Here is a 19,588-nt window from a genome sequence, read left to right as displayed (position 1 = left end):
CCTACAACGCCACCGACGCGTTGTTTACAGCGGCTACGTACCTCCTGTCGTGCGACAGCCTGCTCTCAGAATCCTAAGACATTTCAGATGCTCCTTGAAGAGCCGTACCTGATCGCGGATCTATGCTCCGCGACGCTCTTTCACATACGCCTTTCTGCCGCTGTGCAGATTGATTCGCCGGCGTACTTCTCTGGTTCGATAAGAACTAACGAGCAGAAAGCAATCTTGAGGAGTCGGAGAATGAGCAGCAGCATCACCAATTCGGCCGAGTTCAGCACGGAGCAAAAGGAGTACCTGAAGGGGTTCTTTGCAGGTATAGCAGGACGCGGCTTTACACTTCCCTTCGTTGGGCACACAGCCGACGGACTGATTACAGCGGATCCGAAGTCGCAGGCTATCAATCAGGCGGATACCGAGCCGACATGGTTTGGTACACCGGCTTCTGAGCTCTCGCGTGAAGAGTTGTGGAAGTACGAACAGAATCCGCTCGACATTTGGGACAAAATTCTGCAGTACAGCAATCAGGATCGTTTTCCCAATGACGAGGACCGCTTTCGGCTGAAGTACTTTGGTCTGTTTCACGTCGCGCCTGCACAGGATTCGTTCATGTTGCGGCTTCGTATGCCCGGCGGAGTGCTCAACTCGCATCAGATGCGAGGGCTTGCCTGCATCGCAGAACAATACGGCCTTGGTCGCGCAGATTTGACGACGCGCAGCAACATGCAGCTGCGTGGCTTTGCGCCTCGTCACATCGTCAGTGTGTTGCAGGAGATTCAGGCTCTTGGGTTGACCTCAAAGGGGACGGGCGCCGACAACATCCGCAATATTACGGCATCTCCCATCTCTGGACTTGATCCGCTGGAGTTGATCGATGTCTCACCATTAGCCCAGGCGATGCAGAGCTACATCACCAATACGCGCGTTATGTACGATCTTCCGCGCAAGTTCAACATCGCCTTTGACAATGGCGGCACCATCTCGACGCTGGCAGACACAAACGACATAGGCTTTCTCGCGGTGCGCGTCCCCGAAGGACGCAGCATCCCCGCAGGGATCTACTTCCGCGTGATGCTGTGCGGCATCACCGGTCATCGCCAATTTGCCAGCGATTGCGGTCTGCTCCTTCGTCCCGAAGAGACGGTTGCGGTTGCAGCCGCAATGATTCGAGTCTTCGTTCAGCACGGCGATCGGTCGAATCGCAAGACGGCGCGGTTGAAATATCTCCTCGATCAGTGGGGAGTCGAGCGATTTCTTGAAGGAACGCAAAAAGTGCTTGCCTTCCCACTTATCCGCGTTCCTCTTGATGAGTGCGAACCGCGCAGAGCGATTAACCGCAAGGCTCATCTCGGTACACATCAACAGTCACAGCTTGGTCTGTACTATGTCGGAATTTCTGTGCCCGTTGGACATCTGCGCGCCGACAAGATGCGAGCCATCGCAGGCATCGCCGAGCGCTTTGGGACGGGACAACTACGGCTAACCGTATGGCAGAACCTCATCATTCCCAACATCGCCCAGAAAGATCTTGAAGGCGTTATCCAGGCCCTGCACAAGGCTGGCCTCAGTGAGACTGCAGGAACAGTCCTTAGCGGCACTGTTGCATGTACCGGCAACAAAGGCTGCCGATTTGCGGCTGCTGACACAAAGTCGCACGCGGTAGCTCTGGCAAACCACCTGGACGAGCGCTTTCCAATGATCGACCAGCCCGTCAATCTTCACGTCACCGGATGCAGCCATTCTTGCGCGCAGCACTACATCGGTGACATTGGTCTGATGGGGGTTAAGGTCGGCGGTGAAGAGGGCTACCAAGTGGTCATCGGCGGCGGATCGGACAGCGATCAGGAAGTTGCAAGAGAGCTAATCTCCGCTGCTCGCTTCACCGATCTTTCTCCTAAACTCGATGCGTTGTTTCATGCCTACACGATTCGCAGGAACGCAGATGAAAGTTTTCTCGAGTTCACACGGCGTCACGATATCCGAACGCTTCAACATCTCTGCGAACAGGAGCAGGCGTGATATGCAAACCGTCCCATTCATTCCCGACAATGCGCCATTTACGCCGGAGCAAAGGAACTGGCTGAACGGATTGCTCGCAGGGCTGTTCTCGCAAGCTGTGCCTGCAGTCATTCCGGCCGCAGAGGCCACCCGTTCGCTCAAGATAGCTGTTCTTTACGCATCGCAATCAGGAACAGCCGAGGGCATTGCGCGCAAGCTGGTCAAGGAGCTTAAGTCGAAGGGACACGTCGCGAGCCTCAACTCGCTCGAAGGCTATACGCCCGCCGCTCTACTTGCGGAACGGTATGCCATCATCGTCGCCAGCACCTATGGTGAAGGAGAGCCGCCTGAATCGGCCCGTCCTTTTTATGATCAGCTTTGTCTTCAGCACTTCCCTTGTGCCGAGAATCTCTCTTACGCTGTCCTGGCCCTCGGCGACTCAAACTATGAACACTTCTGCAAGTTTGGAATCGACCTCGACAAGAAGCTTGCTTCACTTGCCGGAACGCGAATCTGCGACCGTGTAGACTGCGGTGTTGATCTGGACGCCGCTCTCGCACAATGGAAAGAGAATCTTCACACAGCCATTGAAGAGATTGCATCCCCCAAAGCAAGGTTCAGCGAAATCTCCGGATCGGTCTCCTCGCCTTCTACGGCTGCTGTTAAATCTCCCGCCAGCGCACACACACGCGAAAACCCCTACAACGCATCAGTGGTAGAAAAGCGTCAGCTCAACAGTGAAACCTCATCGAAGCAGACACTTCATATCGCGCTGGATATCAGCGAATCCGATGTGCAATACGAGGCCGGCGATGCCTGTGGAATTATCGCAGAAAATGATCCCCAACTCGTAGGCGAGATCCTTCACGCGCTGCGATTCGACGGCTCAATCGAGGTGCGGCTTCCTAAAGATGGCACCAAGTCGCTCAAGAACGCTTTGTCCGGTCATCTCCAGATCACGCGCCTGACCCGCAAAATGGTGGAGTCCTACGCCACCATCGGAAACTGTCGTCAACTATTCGATCTCCTGTCCCCTGCGCAGCAACCACTCTTCGATAGCTACGTATACGACCGCGGGCTGATTGATCTTATTCTGGATTATCCAGATGTCGTTCATGAACCCGCAGATCTAATCGCTATGCTGCCACGGCTCGCACCGCGGCTGTACTCCATCTCCTCCAGCCCCTCGGCGCACAGCGGGCAGATACACACCACAGTATCTGTGGTTCGTTACCGCTCGCACAATCGAGACCGTGGCGGCGTGTGCTCCACACTGATCGCTGATCGCAAGAACGCCGGCGAATCGCTGCCTGTCTATATTCATCCGAACGAGCGCTTCCGTCTTCCATCCGACGGCCTGCAGCCGATGATCATGATTGGTCCGGGTACGGGCATCGCTCCCTTCCGCTCCTTCCTGCATGAGCGTAGAGCTCTCGGACATACAGGACGCAACTGGCTCTTCTTCGGAGAGCGCTCGGCAGCAACCGACTTCCTCTACCGTGAAGAGCTTGAGTCTATGCACAAGGACGGCCATCTATCCCAGCTCGGTCTCGCGTTCTCCCGCGATCAGGAGGACAAGGTCTACGTACAGGACCGCATGCGCAAACAGGCAGCGGAACTCTTTCAATGGGTTGAGGATGGTGCAAGCGTCTATGTCTGCGGCGATGCATCGCGCATGGCCAAAGATGTAGATGCGGCCTTGCACGAGATCGTCCGTACGCAAGGCTGCATGACCGATGAGGCGGCTGGCGAATATATCACTCAACTGAAGGATCAGCACCGATACCACCGCGACGTTTACTAAGTCCGTATTGCACGGAGAGATCAGAGCCATGTCCCTACCACTTCACGAGATCGCAAGTACAGGCTCACAGCCGCTATTAGTGCGCCTGACTGAAAATGGTCTGAGCATCGGCCCTTCACATGACGCTGCTCCCTTTGCGCCGCCTTCCCTGATCCCTGCACGTTCGTTACAGCCGGGCGAGCAGTACCGTTTTCACTTCGACATGACAAAGTGCGTTGGATGCCGGTCCTGCGAGATCGCATGCAACGAACAGAATGGCAACCCTGCAAGCATTCGCTGGCGGCGCGTCGGAGAGATCGAAGGCGGAACATGGCCCGATACAAGCCGACATTACCTGTCGATGGGATGCAATCATTGCCTGTCTGCAGATTGTCTGCGCGGCTGTCCTGTAAACGCCTACACCAAGGACCCTGTCACAGGTATCGTTCTTCATTCGGCAGAGGCCTGCATCGGCTGCCAGTACTGCGTGTGGAACTGTCCTTACTCCGTGCCGCAGTTCAATGCTGAGCGCGGTATCGTAGGCAAGTGCGATATGTGTCATGGGCGTCTGACTGCCGGACTTGAGCCAGCATGCGTAAACTCCTGCCCTGAAAACGCGATTGAGATTGAGATTGTCGATCAGTTGAGCTGGCATTGCGATCACGCGACTGCAGATGCGCCCGGCATGCCCAACTCGGGGCAAACGCTCTCCACAACCAGAATCACGTTGCCGGAGAAGGCCGCCGCTTCCCTAGAAAAGGTAGACATCGAGACGCTGCGCGTTGAACATCCGCACTGGTCTCTCGTATGGATGACCTCGCTCATACAGCTCTCTGTCGGCGTCCTGGTAGCTGCAGTCGCTACAGGCAGCGCAGGCCCTGTCCTGACAGCGCTGATTCTTTTACTTACGGCCTTTACCCTCAACATCTCTGTACTCCATCTCGGTCGTCCGGCCTATGCGTGGCGGGCCCTCAAGATGTGGAGACGCTCCTGGCTTTCACGTGAGGTCTTGCTCTTTGGCCTCTTCTTCGTTTCCCTGACAATCTCCACTGCTCTTACATGGCTTCACGCTCTGAATTCCCTTCCTGTATCCCCCCGCGTCATTGTCTTCGCAGGAGTAGTTACATCCCTTCTGGGTATTGCAGGCATTATCGCTAGTGCTCGCATCTATCTCGTCCCGGCACGGCCTGCGTGGAACATGCAACATACTCCGATCGATTTCCTCCTCAGCTCCGCCGTCCTGGGCTCTATTTCTCTGTCTGCTCTTGGTCATCTCGCTTCTGCCATCACTCGTTGGCACCTGTTTCAATCTCTGACTATGCGGTGTACTGATTCTTATCCCGCTTCACCAACAATTGCTATCTGCTGTGCCTTATGGATGCTCAATCACATACTCCGCGCCGTCATCCTGCATCGATCCGATGTCTATGAGCGTAAGGCAGCGGCAGCGCTTCTCAATACGGATCGCCTGCGCGGAACCTTTCTGGTGAGCTTCGCATTTCTTAGTTTGGCACTCTTCTTTGCCCTTACCGGACAGTCTCTACTCGCGGTGCCGACTGCGCTCGCGGCCATCATCTCCTCCCGCTATCTCTTCTTCGTCTCCGTTGTTCCTCTGAACATGGCGCTTACCTTTATCCGGCAGGTGCATGCATGAGCAACCCTTTGACGAAACAACTCAAGCGCCTGCTCGGCATCGACACATTGCAAGAGAAGTATGCCTACGCACAAGACCCGATCTATGGCTACATCTCAGAGTCGCGAGTTGCCGATCGCTGGGTGAAGACGACGTGTGGCTACTGCTCCGTAGGCTGCGGCATGCTCCTCGGCGTTCGAGACAACAAGGCGGTGGCTGTAAGGGGCGATCCAGATCACCCCGTCAACCTCGGCAAGCTCTGTCCTAAAGGTCTGTCCGAGCATCACATTCTCTCGGCCCCCGGTAGAGCGAAACAGCCCTTATTACGCAAGAACGGCGGACTCGTACCTGTCTCATGGGACGAAGCTCTGAATACGATGGTCTCGCGCATCCGGGATATTCAGGCGCGTCACGGCGATGAATCGCTCGGCGTCATCGGCACCGGGCAGCTCCTTACGGAGGAGTGCTACACGCTTGGCAAGCTCGTGCAACTCGGCTTCAGAACCCGCAACAACGATGGCAATACAACGTTGTGCATGGCGTCCGCTGTCTCTGGCTACAAACTCTCTTTCGGGTCCGATGGGCCACCCGGCTCCTATACCGACATGGAGAACGCCGATGTCATCATCCTGATAGGCGCGAACATTGCTGACAACCACCCTATCCTCTGTCATCGCGTCGACCGTACATCTCCCGGCGTCAAGCCGCGTCAGCTGATCGTCGTCGATCCGCGCGTGACAAAGACCGCGATGATGGCCGACATCCATCTCGCAGTCAAGCCGCGTTCAGACATTGCCCTGCTTAATGGCATCGCACACATCCTCATTCGTGAAGACCTCATCGACCACGATTACATCGCTCAACACACCACTGGCTTTCAAGAGCTAGTTGATCAAGTAGCAGCCTTCACTCCGGAGCATGTAGCGTCGATCACTGGTCTTGCGGAAGAACAGATTCTTGAAGTAGCGTTGATGTACGGTCGTGCCTCTGCCGCCTTCATCGGATGGACCATGGGCGTCAATCACTCCACGCAAGGCGCTGTCACCGTCACAGCTATCAACAACCTTGCGCTCATCACCGGAAACATCGGCCGCACCGGCGCCGCTCCCTTCTCCATCACCGGCCAGTGCAACGCGATGGGCACACGAGAGACAGGATTCACGGCTTCACTCCCCGGCTATCGCAAGTATGAAAACGGGGAGGACCGCGAAGCTCTGGCACGCATCTGGAACATCGAGAGTGACCGCATCCCATCGGCGCGCGGCCTTGCGTATCCAGACATCATTGAAGGTGCCGTGCAGGGGCGCATCAAGGCACTGTGGTTCATCGCAACCAATCCGGCCGTGTCCTTTCCCAACTACAAGTTGCTGGAGCACGCACTGCGCTCCGTCGAGTTTCTCATCGTACAGGATGGATTCCATCCGACGCCGACATCCGAGTTCGCGCACCTTGTTTTACCCGCGGCAATATGGGGAGAGAAAGAGGGTACGTACACCAACTCCGAACGGCGGGTCTCAAAGGTTAACCCAGCAGTTCTTCCTCCCGGAGAGGCAAAGTCTGATTTTCAAATCTTTCTCGAAATTGCCAAGCGCCTGGGAGTCGGCGATGAGCTCTACCCCGACTGGGCTTCCACACACGATGCCTTCCTCGAATGGCAGCGCGTCTCAGCTGGCCGTATGTGCGACTATTCAACATTCACCTGGCAACAAATAGAAGACGCCGGAGGAGTGCAATGGGGAGGCGCCTCACTCTATCGTGATGGCATCTTTCCCACGCCCGATGGGCGAGCTCGTCTTCACGTCGTCCCCTGCGATTCGTTTGTCGAGCAGCCCGATATCGACTTCGACTTCATCCTTAACACTGGACGTACTGTCGAGCACTGGCACACGCGCACCAAGACCGCAGAGGTCGCACAGCTTAATGACATGGTACCGAACGCATGGCTTGAGATGAATCCCCTGGACGCAAAGCGGCTCGATCTCAAGCCGCATGATCGCGTCACCATCAGGAGCCGGCGTGGCGCCGTCACCGATGTCGAGCTCCGCATCACCGGTATCGTCGCACCCGGTCAGGTTTTCATGCCCTTCCACTTCTCCGAATCCAACTCGAACATCGTCACTCTTGGTGCGTTCGATCCCATATCGAGAGAACCTAACTTCAAACAATGCGCTGTCCGAGTTGAACGAACAGGGCTTCGTGACCGCACAACCTCGTCGAACAGACGCAGATAAATCACCCACAACCAAACCACCTGAGGGAGAACACCCATGGCAAGTTTGAGGAGTTTTTTGAGGTCTGGACATCCGCCCACCCTTTTCAGTGCATTTCTCTACTTCGACTTCTCCTTTGCCGTCTGGGTTCTCAACGGTGCGATGGGCCCGTTCATCTCCGATCAGTTCCACCTCACGCCTGCACAGATCGGCCTGATGGTATCGGTCCCCACATTAGCAGGAGCACTCATGCGTTTCCCGCTCGGTGTGCTGTCTCAATACATCGGCAGAAAGAATGCCGCCATTGTAGAAATGTCCACCATCGTACTTGCGTTGGCCTATGGCTTCTTCTTTGTGCGCACATTCCGCGATGTACTCGCTATGGGAGTGCTCCTTGGTATAGCCGGTGCGAGTTTTGGCGTCGCACTCTCTCTGGGCTCGGGCTGGTTTCCCAAGGAGCATAAAGGACTCGCCATGGGCATCGCAGGCGCCGGCAACAGCGGAACTGCACTCGCTGCACTCTTTGCGCCGCGGCTTGCACAACACTTCGGCTGGCACACGGTCTATGGATTCGCCGCAATTGTCATGCTGCTCCCACTTGTCGTCATGATCGTGTTTGCAAAGGAACCACCTGACATAGAGCATCAGACCCTTCGTCAACACCTCTCATGTTTGTGGGAGAAAGATGGATGGGCGTTCAACATGATCTATATCATTACCTTTGGCGCCTTCCTCGGCCTCGCGACCTTTCTACCCTCGTTCTATTACTCGCAGTTTCACGTCTCAAAGATTCAGGCTGGTTCGCTGACCGTACTTGCGACACTTACGGGCTCACTCACTCGAGTACTTGGTGGATACCTCGCTGATAGGTTTGGTGGCATCAGCACCCTTACTGGGGTCTTTTTGATGGTCATCGTCGGACTTCTCGGATTCCTTGCAACTCCATCCATTACTGCGACAACTCTTCTCTTCATGCTCTGCTTTGCCGCCCTTGGAGCAGGCAATGGCGCAACCTTCCAGTTGGTTCCGCTGCGCTGGCCCCTGACAACCGCCGTCGCCGGTGGCATGATCGGCGAGATCGGCGCTCTCGGCGGAGGCATCCTACCCAATCTCCTCGGCCAGGCAAAACAACATACAGGTGCGTACGCGAGCGGTTTTGTGATGTATGCGGTCTTGGCGTTCTCCGTCTTCATCATGATGCATATCGTGTCGCGTCGCTGGACAAAGACCTGGGCAGGTGTCGGAGGACGTGCTCTCCAATCGCCTGCGAGCTTTGGGGCAATAGGCTTGGACGCTGTCTCCGACGACACAATCCCTGCGCTCGAGGCCTAGACAAACCGTCGAGGATCCACTTGTGAAAGGCATGAATCAGCCGAAATGACTCAATAGGTGCATTGCCCTGTACGCAACAATTGAGCATTCCGGTGTCTAGTAGTGAACGTATTTGCGGCAATCGGCGCTCGGACTACCTTGCAGACTTTACAGTGCTTGACTTGCAGCGGGTCCAACGGTTCCGTGAACAAATTCCTCAAAAACGGCGATGTGCCGTAACTCTGCTCTCGGGGCTCTTCACAAAAGCGCACGACGCATTTGCCTAATGCCAAAGTTTCGCCAGAAGTCATCCGTATCGAGAGAGAGGAAAACTGTTGTCAAAGCCGAAAATTGCCGTTTGCGGTCGAGCCCAGGCGTCGCATAAAAGCAATCTCTCTGGATGGATAACCTGAAGTACTGGCTTGGCTAATCATGATCGGCTCTGCATCGTGATGATGGTCGTGGAACGAACCGGGCCCGGCTCCCGTGTTCTCCCCGGAACTCCGGCGGCGGCGCTGTCGAGGGCCTCTGTTCAGGTTGCACGGGAGCTGTAATTGTTGAACTCGTGGGAAGCTCGTACAGGCGGCCACCAAGACCGCTCCAAGAATTGCCGTTTCCCAAACTCGAAATTGCATCTTCATCACACCTTAAGCACCGATTTCTCCCAGCCACTCTGATCGTTATCCTGCAGTGGTATTCGGATCGGTGGCTACCCAGTAGCGAGAGATCGACGCACGGGAAGTTACCGCGAGCGCCGAGTAAAATTGTTTAGGCTTCGCATGAATGCCTGGGAATGGCGGTCATCATAACGTTTTAAAGGGGATTTCCTGGTTGTGCCAACGGTACTCTTTTAGATAGGGATCGATGAGGAGATCGCCTTTGCTGAAGCGGGGGCATCTTTTCTCATGGGTAATATCGAGAGTGAGGAACGAAATCATCTGCCCGATGGACTTGCTGGCGAGCTCAGGCAGTGGAAGCTGGAATGCTCCCATCTCTTGGATGCCCCTGTCACGAGTGCAATCTTAACGGAAAGTCTATTCATTGTTCTGCCCCTTAACTTTCCTGTTGTTCGTGCTGATTTGCACCTTTATTGTTAGTGCTTGTCCATCCTGAAGTGGCTATGACAATTTATCCACACGAGCTGAGTCTCGCTATTCGCAGGGATCAATTGGCTTTGGGTTTCAACTGCCGCCTTCATCGCCCTTACTGCCTTCTGGAACCGCTCGTATTCCATGGAGCGCCGAGCGCTATCCATCAAGGCTTGGTCGTAGACCAGCGTGTAAGCCAGTACGCATGAGCATTGCAGGCAGCATGACCGCGGGCGCCAGCTGCACCTTCGTAGCGATGCAATCGCACAAGTGACCGGGAGCTTCGCGCACTGGTCAGGCGAACGATGACCCGCGTGTTTCTCCCAGCCTCGGACATAGCGGAACGCGAACGTCGCGATCTAAACGTACCCCAATAAAGCCTAGGCATTTGTCGTTCCATATTTAGATGCCAAAGACCAACATCACAACGGCAAATCCGACAGGTTCCTTGTCCTCGCAGATCGTGGACTTCGCTTTACAAACTTAGATTCATAAAGAGCGGGAGACACTATCGCCCGAAGACGCTTCTTCAACTGGGAAGGTGCAGGAGGAGGAACGAGCCTGTTACGAAACTCAGCGATCGTTGTTTAGCGGGACAGGATCACTGACGAAAAGCCGACTTGTCAGGACTGATCCATATTTTTGCGATAGTCCAGACCTTGTGCGGGGCTTCGTTCCTGAGGATCGCTCTGATTGTTCAATAGAGATTGAGTACCGCCAGAGCCGTCGGGTGCGCGCCATGCCAGTCTTCGGGCGCAGTCAAACAAGCCCAAGCTTTGGCTGTGGGTTCTTTCGAGAAGACGCCTAGATTCGAGAGGGCGAACCAACGTCCCGGCTGGTCAGCATGAGTGGCGAGCACCGGAATCAGACTTCGGTCGCGAGGGAATCCCTTTGCATCCTCTACCCAGGCATCCGCTTCGCGACGGAAGATCGAAGATCCTCCCTTCGCATGCGCGTTCCGAGGGCTCCGCGAGGCGGCGACCCAAATTTCCTCGGGATTGCCAGGATGAATGGCAAGGCCATAGAGATAGGGCGCTGCTTCCAGACCCTTGCCGGAGTAGACCCAGGTCTCTCCGCCGTCTGGGCTTTCGGCGAAGGACCTTCCCGGCTTGAGTACTGCATCGCCGAGGGCCGCGTAGAGCCTCCGCGGAGCAAGGGGATGGGTGAGCAGCACGTGTGTATCGATGGGACTATTGGGCAACCGATCCTTGAAAGTATTCCCATTATCGTGGGAGCGAATCATGGCGCCGGCCTCGATGGCCAGGTGCATGCCACCGTCGCTGGTGTGGGCGATGCACTGGACGTGGTGAGTCCGCGGTCGTGGAGGAAAGGACCAGCTGACGCGGGAAGGCAGATCGAGAACGGACACGAGTTCGAACGTCTCCCCATCATCGGTTGAACGGTATAAGCGGCTCGGCTCCGTGCCGACCCACACAGCATGCCGGCCAGATACCTGAGGAACGGGATCGACCGAAACGAAAGTCGTCTCGCGCTGTTCAATCGCTCCGGCGGTCGGCCCTTCGAAGAAGCCCTGTGGAGTTCCGATAGGCAGCCATGTTTCACCCGCATCCGTACTGCGCCAAAGCCCCCGGTTGTAGGTGGCGCAATATACTCGCGCGGCCTCTTTGGGATCTATGGCGAACGCCATCGGCTGAAGGCCGGGAAGCACCGGCACTGGACCGCTGCCTGCATCCGAATCGAATCTATAGACTCCGCCGGTAAGTCCGATCAGCAATCTGATCATCGTACAACCTCGGTGCCCGTCAACCCGGTCTTCAATGTAAATGTTGCGCGTATTCGGCTTGCATGCCTCACCATTGCCGAGTCGCTACAATCTCCATAGAGGACGGCTTGAAGTCAATGATCTTGATGTGAAGAACGACTTGAAAGTTCCGGTTCAGCCAGTCCGGTCCAAGCTGCGCCCGAAGCGATTTGACATAGTCCGGTCTGCACAGAAACTCCGCAGCAGCAAGCGTCCCGTGGCCTCCGAGTCCTGCCACACTTACCATTGGTGCGGCGTCATTCTTGGCAATCAGGCGGGTGATGATCGCGTAATCGTCGGTATCGTGAAGGTCATCGGAAGCATGCAGTTCCCATCCCTTATCGGGATGATCACGGTCCTTGATCCAGTTCCGTCCACGGCGAACAAAGGGCAGGTTCTTGGTCATGTCCCTCGTGATGGGATTATTCGCGCCGCCGATCAAGACGGCTGAATGCTCCCGCATCTCGCTGAAGGAGATGTCGTTCGGAAAGCGCTCATCGAAATCCTTGCCGTAGCGCGTCAGCATACGCGCTATCTCTGTCGTAGCTGCAACATCCGCCAGCGCGACAAAGCTGTCTGGCGCAGGGTAGAGCCCCGTAGAAGCGAAGCTCTGTTCAGGCTTAAGGGGAGGAAAGAATTCCATGCCCTCTGAAGACTGCTGTTCGGCTTCCGTCTTGCTTAGGTACTCATCGATCTCGCGCTCACCCATTCGATATACAGCATTGCTACCTATGGAGATCAGGACTGGCCTGGGATCGGCCAGCATAGGTGCCCAGAACTGTCGAACTGGATCGCTCGTACGGCGGGTATACCAAATTCCCGCGAGCCCGACGATCAATAAAATCGGCGCCAAAAGAAGTATGAGCGGTCTGGACAGACGAGATGATCTGCGCAATTGATCAGCCACGCTTTCGACCGGGGCATCCTCGAGGCTCGGGATGGGACTCGACGATCTCAAGGGACTGCTCTCAGCCGACGGACTAGAGGCGAGTAGTGACAGAGATGCATCTTGCTCCAGCGGAGGCGGTGCAACTACTTCGCTAGACCAGAGAAAGGTGGCTCGATACGAGCCTGACGGAACATCAATCTTCACACATGGAGGACCGGGAAGGGCTTGATAGTAGAGCGCTAATCTCTTCCGCAAATCCGCAGCACGGATTCGAACCACTGGATCGTCGCCAGGCTCATAGTCTGGCCTGCGTCCGAAAACCTCTTTGCCGATGACGCGTTCGCGCAGCAGTCCCAGTTCGCCCGCCAGAGTGTGCTCAACGATATAGCGCAGAAGCTGTTGACACTGTGTTGTGGACCGGAGCGGCTGGCTTAACAGTAACTCTTCCAGAGCTCTCCACACCTCCTGCTGCTGCTCAACATTCAAGGAATGCTGGTCATCGATGACATCGTGAAGATTGGTCCGCGTTCGCAGCACGCAGGTATGTTACCCCCCTACTACTCTACTGGTCAATCCAAAGAATGAATAACTTAGATCGGAATACCTGTCAGAGAGCTGTAGTGAACCTTGTCGACTTTAGTTTTGCAGGCGTTTAGTCGTTGGGGTCAGAAGCCACCCCACATCCGTGCACTTTACGTGTCACAGACACACTCGGGCACAGAATCGGTACTTCACAGAAAGGAACTGCCAGTTGGCTTTCACTTGTTCTACCCGTCGATTGTTGCCTGTCTTCTGCCTCTGCGTGGCCACGTCTCTTCACTCCCTCTCGACCCAGCAAGTGCTCACCCGCGGAGACGCGACCGTCATGATAGAGCCCTACGCTCCCAATATTGTCCGGGTCAGCCTGAGTCTGCGCCATGACGACGCGGTCGCCGCTCCCGGGTATGGCATCACAGCCCGATCTTCAATGGAGGGGTGGAAGAGCTCACGTACAGAGAACGCCGACACACTCCGTTCCATTGACCTGCAGGTCAGTGTCACCTCCTCGCCGAGAGCGAGCGGTTCGGGTCACCATGATGGCGGAGAAATCGGTCGCTTCTTCAGCGGGTCCACGCCCGGGGTCGGCATCCACATTGCCAAAGGTGATGGCACGCATCTGCTGGACCTGCAGGGTTGGCAGATGGCGGTTCCAAACTACAAAGATGGAACTGCATGGCTGAACAACGACCGCCGGCCGGCGGACCCCCCGTTCTTCACCGTGGGAGCTACGTTTTCCGCCGCCCCAGATGAGCATGATTACGGTCTGGGACAAAACCAGGAAGGCTACCTCGATCGACGAGGCCATGTGCTGCGCTGTGCACACGACTACAACGCGCCAGGAGGCCAAAGCGTTTGCGTACCGTTCATGGTGACGAATCAGGGGTATGCGCTGCTGTGGGACAACCCTTCACGGACCACAGTGAGCCTCGGCTTCAACGGCCAGAACACCTTCCAGAGCGAGGTCGGCCGCGTGTCAGTTTCTTCGTCATCACGGGTAAGAGCTACGATGATTTTTATCGCGGTTACCGTCTGCTGACTGGCGACACGCCGATGCTGCCAAAAAGCGCTTACGGCTTCATCCAAAGCAAGCAGCGATATAGCTCGCAGGAAGACTTGATGGAGGTGGCGAAGGGATATCGCGATCGGCACCTGCCTATCGATGATCTCGTCATAGATTGGTTCACTTACACGAAGATGGGCCAGATGGACATGGACCCCACGGCCTGGCCCGACCCGGTGGGCATGCTTCGCGAGCTCCATGCAATGAACTATCACGTCATGATCAGCGTGTGGCCACGCTTCGTGCCGGGAAGCCGTTTCTTCAACACCATCCAGGCCCATGGCTGGTTCGAACACCTTGCCGATGGCACGCCGACCAACGGATTGCCATACGACCGTGCCGGGAGCGACATCGACACGACCAATCCCGACGCGGCGATGTGGTACTGGAACATCGTCAAGGAGAACTACGTTACAAAGGGTTTCGACGCGTTCTGGGCCGATGAAACTGAGCCCGATCTACCGCCAAACGGTAGCTACTTCAAGATCGGCCCTGGCACTGAGTACTTCAATGTTTATCCCCTGTTTCATACGGCCGCCTTCTATAAGGGGATGCGGCAGGATATTAAGGAGCGTGCGCTGGTTCTGGCGCGTGATAGCTACCTCGGCGCACAGCATAACGGCGCCATCTTCTGGAGTTCGGATATCTCGCCCACATGGGATGTGCTGAAACGGCAGGTGCCTACCGGCATCAACTTCGTCGCTTCTGGCATGCCCTACTGGTCCACTGACATTGGCGGATGGCAAGGGTTACCGGCGAGGCACAAACCTGAGCATCCCCCATTGCTCGACCCAAGCGACGCCCGAGATGTGGTTGGCGGCTACGATGACTACCCTGAACTTTACACGCGCTGGTTCGAGTACGGAGCCTTTCAACCTAATTTCCGCACGCACGGCACACGACCACACAACGAGGTGTGGAGTTACGGAAAACAGGCGCAGCCTATTCTCGAGAAGTACCTCCGCCTGCGCTATCAATTAATGCCTTACATCTATTCTCTGGGATGGCAGGCGCATCAGAGCGGCGCGCCATTCATGCGCGGGCTCTTCATGGACTTCGGCAACGACCCCAAAGCTGTAAATATCCGTAACGAGTATATGTTCGGCCCGGCGTTTCTGGTCGCCCCCATGGTCGAACAGGGCATGACTACGCGGAGCGTGTACCTGCCTGCCGGCGCGGACTGGTACAACTTCTGGACGAACGAACGTCTGCATGGCGGCCAGAGCATCACGGCGCTGGCACCGATCGATACGATTCCGCTGTTCGTGCGTGCAGGCTCGATCGTGCCCATGGGTGCGCCTATCGAGAGCACGAATCAGAAGCAGGTGATCGAGAAGCTACGCGTCTATCCCGGCGCGGATGGCAACTTCATGTTGTATAGCGACGACGGACGCACATACGCATATGAACAGGGGACCTTTCAGACCACCGAAATTCGCTGGAACGATGCTGAGAAGAAACTGACGCACACCGGGGCATCTGCATGGACGGCCCCCGACTCTTCAGTCGTGGAGGTTGTGCGCCGATGAGTCCCCGCTTCCGCTACGAGAAACGTGCTTCGCCAACACGCGCAGGATAAGCTCGCCTCTTTTTCACAGCAACTCCTTCGCCGACCGAAGGCCACCTATCACCATCACGATCCACCCAATTGTTGTGAGGACCACATGACACAAACTTATCAACCATCTTTCCACCGTAGCCGCATCCTTGCAGCTGCCGTCATCATGGCACTTGCTGCCCTGGGAACTTCAGGTCGCCTCTGCGCTCAGACCACTGCGAGCATCTCCGGTACGGTGGAAGATGCTACAGGAGCCGTCGTTCCCGGCGCACAGGTGACCTTGACGAACACCGAAACGACGGAAACCCGTACACTCCAGAGCAACCAGGCCGGATACTTTACCTTTGCGGGCATTGTTCCCGGCACCTATAAGGTGGACATCAGCGCGAAAGGATTCCGGCGCTTCGAAGCGCCAAGCATCGCCGTCAACGGAGGCGACTACCGATCGGTTCCAAACCTCAAGCTCGAAACTGGAACTGCAAGCGAACAAGTGACCGTTTCGACCTACGCCGATGCACTTGCGCCGCAAGACTCCGGGGAGCGCTCCTCGCTGCTTACGACAAAGGACATCGAGCGCCTGCCGCTGGTTAGCCGCAATGCCAGCGAACTGCTGAAAGTGCTCCCGGGTGTCACTACCACAGCGAACGGCGCCGGGAACGGTACAAGCTTCGACTTTACCGACACGGGCAGCACCGGTTCGACAGTTGGCGTCGGCCTGAACACGAACGGCGCACCCTATCGCGGCGGCACCGCGTACCTGCTTGATGGTGCCAACATCATCGATCCGGGTTGCTCCTGCTGGTCGATCGCCACAGTCAATCCGGACATGACCCAAGAGGTCAAGGTTCAGAGCTCCAACTTTGGAGCCGACGCACCCCAGGGGCCAGTTGTCATCAACGTGACCAGCCGCGCCGGTGGGGCTAACTATCATGGACAGGTCTATTACTACGTCCGTAATTCTGCGCTGAACGCGAACACTTACCAGAATAACCAGAACAACCAGTCAAAGCCTTACGCGAGCTATAACTATCCCGGCATCAGCATTGGTGGCCCGATCCAGATTCCGCACACCAACATTGGTAAGAACCATCAACTGCTCTTTTGGGCTGGCTTCGAAGACTTTCGCCAAACTCTGCCTTCCGCGCAGCCCGTGACCTCGTTTGTTCCGAGCACGGCGATGCGTAATGGCAACTTTAGCCTGATAGATCCAGAGAACGCCGCGCTATGCGCCCACAGTACAGGATCCAATGATTTCTGCAAACCCTTGACAGGAGGCTTTGCCCCGGACGGTACTCCGCTCTCTGGAACGCAGGTTCCCACCCAATACCTAGACTCCAATGCCCTCGCGTTGCTTAAGCTCTTCCCGGCGGCCAACACGAATCCCTCCGGCAACGCGAGCGGTTACAACTACTACTTCCAGCCCAGCAACGTCCACAACGGGTATGTCTACCGTGGCCGAGTCGACTATAACCCCAACAGCACGAACAAGGTGTTCGTTAGCTATCAGCATGGCGCAGACTCCGAGACGAACCCGGTTCACATCTACTACACCCCAGCAAATGCTGTGCTCTACCCGGGTGGCCCCTTAATCAGCACGCAGGTCGCAAACGTCCTCGCTGGCAACTTCATTCACGTCTTCAACGCTTCCACAACAAACGAGATCCGGGTCGCGCGCGGTTGGACATCAAATCCATACACGGCTCAGAATCTGGCTGCAATCCAAAAATCCACCGTTGGTTACACCTACAACACTATTTACAATTCGGCGTCGACGATCGTGCCGTCCATCAATTCGGCTGGCGCTCGGACGCTGCCGGACATCTCGCAACCGGATCTGTTTGCGCAGAGCGGCAGCTTTCCATCCAATAAGACCTCGCTGACGATCTCCGACGACTTCACAGCGGTTTATCGTACGCATACATTCAAGGTCGGCGGCTATTTCAATAGGTCGGGGAATGCTCAAGGAACATACGGATATCCGAATGGCTCCTTCAGCTTCGGTGGCACTCCTTTGCCCGATCAGATCACAGGTAAGCAGATTGGTACCAACAACCCATTGGCGAACTACCTGATGGGAATCTCTAGCGGATTCACACAGGCGAACGTCAACCCCACGCAGGATCTCTTTTATCACACCGCTGCGGGCTATTTTCTTGACAACTGGAAAGCGACATCGCATCTCACCCTGAATCTGGGACTCCGAGTCGAGCATATCGGCCGTTGGCAGGACAGCTCGGGCATCGGCGTTGCCGTCTGGGAAGCCAATCGTTATGCCACCGATCTTGCGGCTAACAAAGCCTATCCCGGCGTCTACTGGAAGGCCCTTGATGGGACACTGCCGAACGGTGGTGCTCCCGTACAAACTCTTCTGCTTGAACCCCGTCTGGGCCTTGCCTATGATGTCCATGGAAACGGCAAAACGGTCGTCCGCGGCGGATGGGCAAGTTATCGCTGGAACGATGTCATCAACGGCGCTTCGGGCGCTTTGACCACCGCACAAGGCACCCGTACCTTCAACACGAATTCGGGTAATGCCATTACGTTCGCACAAATCAGTGCACTGTCTTCCAACGCAGCTAATTTAGGTTCGCTGGCGTCCAGCGTCACCGCCCTCGATCCGGGTGACGACAAGCTGGGGAATAGCTATGCATACAACCTCACGATTTCACAGCAGCTGCCCGATAACATGCTGCTTGAAGTCGCCTATGTAGGCAATAACACTCAGAACATCTTGCTCGGGGGACAAAGCGACGCCGTGGGCATTGGCGGAGCACAGCTAATCAACCAGAATAAAATCCCGCTTGGTGGCTTGTTCCAGCGCGATCCGGTCACCGGTGCGGCTGCTCCAGCCGATCCCGAGAGCGTTCCTAATATCGTCGATTACTATCCCTACTACAAGGGCTACGGAACCAGCTCACTCTCCGTGCTCTCGCATGGTGGATACTCCAACTACAACGGTGCGCAGGTAAGCGTGGCCAAGCAGCGTGGCCGCATTACTTTCATGGTCAACTACACGTACAGCAAGTCCCTGGGCATTCTGTCCTCGACACTGGACGCTTTCAACATCCGCAATAACTACGGCGTACTCTCGATCGATCGCCCGCATGTCGTCAACACGTCGTATGCCTTCGACCTGGGACGTCCGGTACGTAATGCGCTGCTCGGCGGTGTTGTGAACGGGTGGACGCTGTCCGGCATCACGCAGTGGCAGGCGGGCGGTAACATGCAGGCCAATGTCAGCCAGAATCTCGGCCTGACAATCAACAACACTGCGACAGGCCGCCAGATCACTTCGAACACATACTATGGGACACCTGCGCAGACGATTCTTCCTATCACGACCTGCAACCCGAACTCGAATCTGGCTACATATCAACATATCAACCTGAGCTGCATCACGGCGCCGCAGGTCGGGCAGACGGGTCTCCGTCAACTGCCTTACCTTTCGCTTGCATCCTACTTCGACTCAGACCTTGGCCTTTATAAGACGTTCCACGTTCATGACAGCCAAAACATCGAGGTGCGTGGACAAGCTCTCAACTTCCTCAATCATCCATTGCCGGGTTATAGCAGCGGCAGCCTGGTGCAACCCGTCTTCAACACCACCGACAACCGCACATTCACTCCCGCCAAATCACCTGTGGGTCGTGGCGTCACTGACACAAAGTTCACCCAGCGCACGCTTCTGCTGGCCATAAAGTACGTCTTCTAACCTTCGCTCCTAACCGGCATGCAGGCTCTCATAAGGGGCCTGCACAC

At 56.1% G+C, this 19,588-nt stretch carries 11 protein-coding genes; 9 read left to right on the top strand and 2 right to left on the bottom strand.

Annotation, left to right across the window (positions count from 1 at the left end; all coding sequences use genetic code 11):
* Positions 1-240 precede the first annotated feature (240 nt).
* The 6 genes from JAO29_RS02915 (at position 241) to JAO29_RS02890 (ending at position 9,486) form a co-directional block, all read left to right on the top strand.
* The gene (locus JAO29_RS02915) at positions 241-2,016 is read left to right on the top strand and encodes a NirA family protein (protein WP_334266679.1); all 1,776 of its coding nucleotides are present in this window, start codon (positions 241-243) and stop codon (positions 2,014-2,016) included.
* A gap of 1 nt (position 2,017) precedes the next feature.
* Positions 2,018-3,799, top strand: coding sequence for a sulfite reductase subunit alpha (locus tag JAO29_RS02910; RefSeq protein ID WP_334266678.1), 1,782 nt, complete (start codon positions 2,018-2,020; stop codon positions 3,797-3,799).
* Positions 3,800-3,827: 28 nt separating this feature from the next.
* Positions 3,828-5,432, top strand: coding sequence for a DmsC/YnfH family molybdoenzyme membrane anchor subunit (locus tag JAO29_RS02905; protein WP_334266677.1), 1,605 nt, complete (start codon positions 3,828-3,830; stop codon positions 5,430-5,432).
* The gene (locus tag JAO29_RS02900; RefSeq protein WP_334266676.1) at positions 5,429-7,642 is read left to right on the top strand and encodes a molybdopterin oxidoreductase family protein; all 2,214 of its coding nucleotides are present in this window, start codon (positions 5,429-5,431) and stop codon (positions 7,640-7,642) included. Before JAO29_RS02905 ends, JAO29_RS02900 begins: the two co-directional genes overlap by 4 nt.
* 36 nt (positions 7,643-7,678) lie before the next feature.
* Complete coding sequence (locus JAO29_RS02895; RefSeq protein ID WP_334266675.1) at positions 7,679-8,953, top strand: nitrate/nitrite transporter; 1,275 nt, start codon at positions 7,679-7,681, stop codon at positions 8,951-8,953.
* Positions 8,954-9,354: 401 nt separating this feature from the next.
* Complete coding sequence (locus tag JAO29_RS02890) at positions 9,355-9,486, top strand: hypothetical protein (protein ID WP_334266674.1); 132 nt, start codon at positions 9,355-9,357, stop codon at positions 9,484-9,486.
* A gap of 1,231 nt (positions 9,487-10,717) precedes the next feature.
* Here JAO29_RS02890 and JAO29_RS02885 read toward each other — a convergent pair.
* Positions 10,718-11,764: a WD40/YVTN/BNR-like repeat-containing protein gene (locus tag JAO29_RS02885; RefSeq protein ID WP_334266673.1), complete on the bottom strand. Its 1,047-nt coding sequence runs from the start codon at positions 11,762-11,764 to the stop codon at positions 10,718-10,720.
* Positions 11,765-11,831: 67 nt separating this feature from the next.
* Positions 11,832-13,208, bottom strand: a complete 1,377-nt coding sequence (locus JAO29_RS02880; RefSeq protein ID WP_334266672.1) for a hypothetical protein — start codon at positions 13,206-13,208, stop codon at positions 11,832-11,834.
* A 328-nt stretch (positions 13,209-13,536) separates the two neighbouring features.
* On the opposite strand from JAO29_RS02880, the gene JAO29_RS02875 reads away from it, so the two are divergent.
* The 3 genes from JAO29_RS02875 to JAO29_RS02865 all read left to right on the top strand — a co-directional run bounded on the left by JAO29_RS02875 (position 13,537) and on the right by JAO29_RS02865 (position 19,541).
* Positions 13,537-14,247, top strand: coding sequence for a hypothetical protein (locus JAO29_RS02875; RefSeq protein ID WP_334266671.1), 711 nt, complete (start codon positions 13,537-13,539; stop codon positions 14,245-14,247).
* Positions 14,248-14,261: 14 nt separating this feature from the next.
* Positions 14,262-15,800, top strand: a complete 1,539-nt coding sequence (locus JAO29_RS02870) for a TIM-barrel domain-containing protein (RefSeq protein ID WP_334266670.1) — start codon at positions 14,262-14,264, stop codon at positions 15,798-15,800.
* Positions 15,801-15,935: 135 nt separating this feature from the next.
* Entirely contained in the window at positions 15,936-19,541 is a 3,606-nt protein-coding gene (locus tag JAO29_RS02865; protein ID WP_334266669.1) for a carboxypeptidase regulatory-like domain-containing protein, read from the top strand.
* Positions 19,542-19,588 lie beyond the last annotated feature (47 nt).

Source organism: Edaphobacter sp. HDX4 (assembly GCF_036877565.1).
GTDB lineage: Bacteria > Acidobacteriota > Terriglobia > Terriglobales > Acidobacteriaceae > Edaphobacter.
Note: the sequence above shows the minus strand (reverse complement) of the source record. Positions and strands in the feature narration are given on the sequence as shown.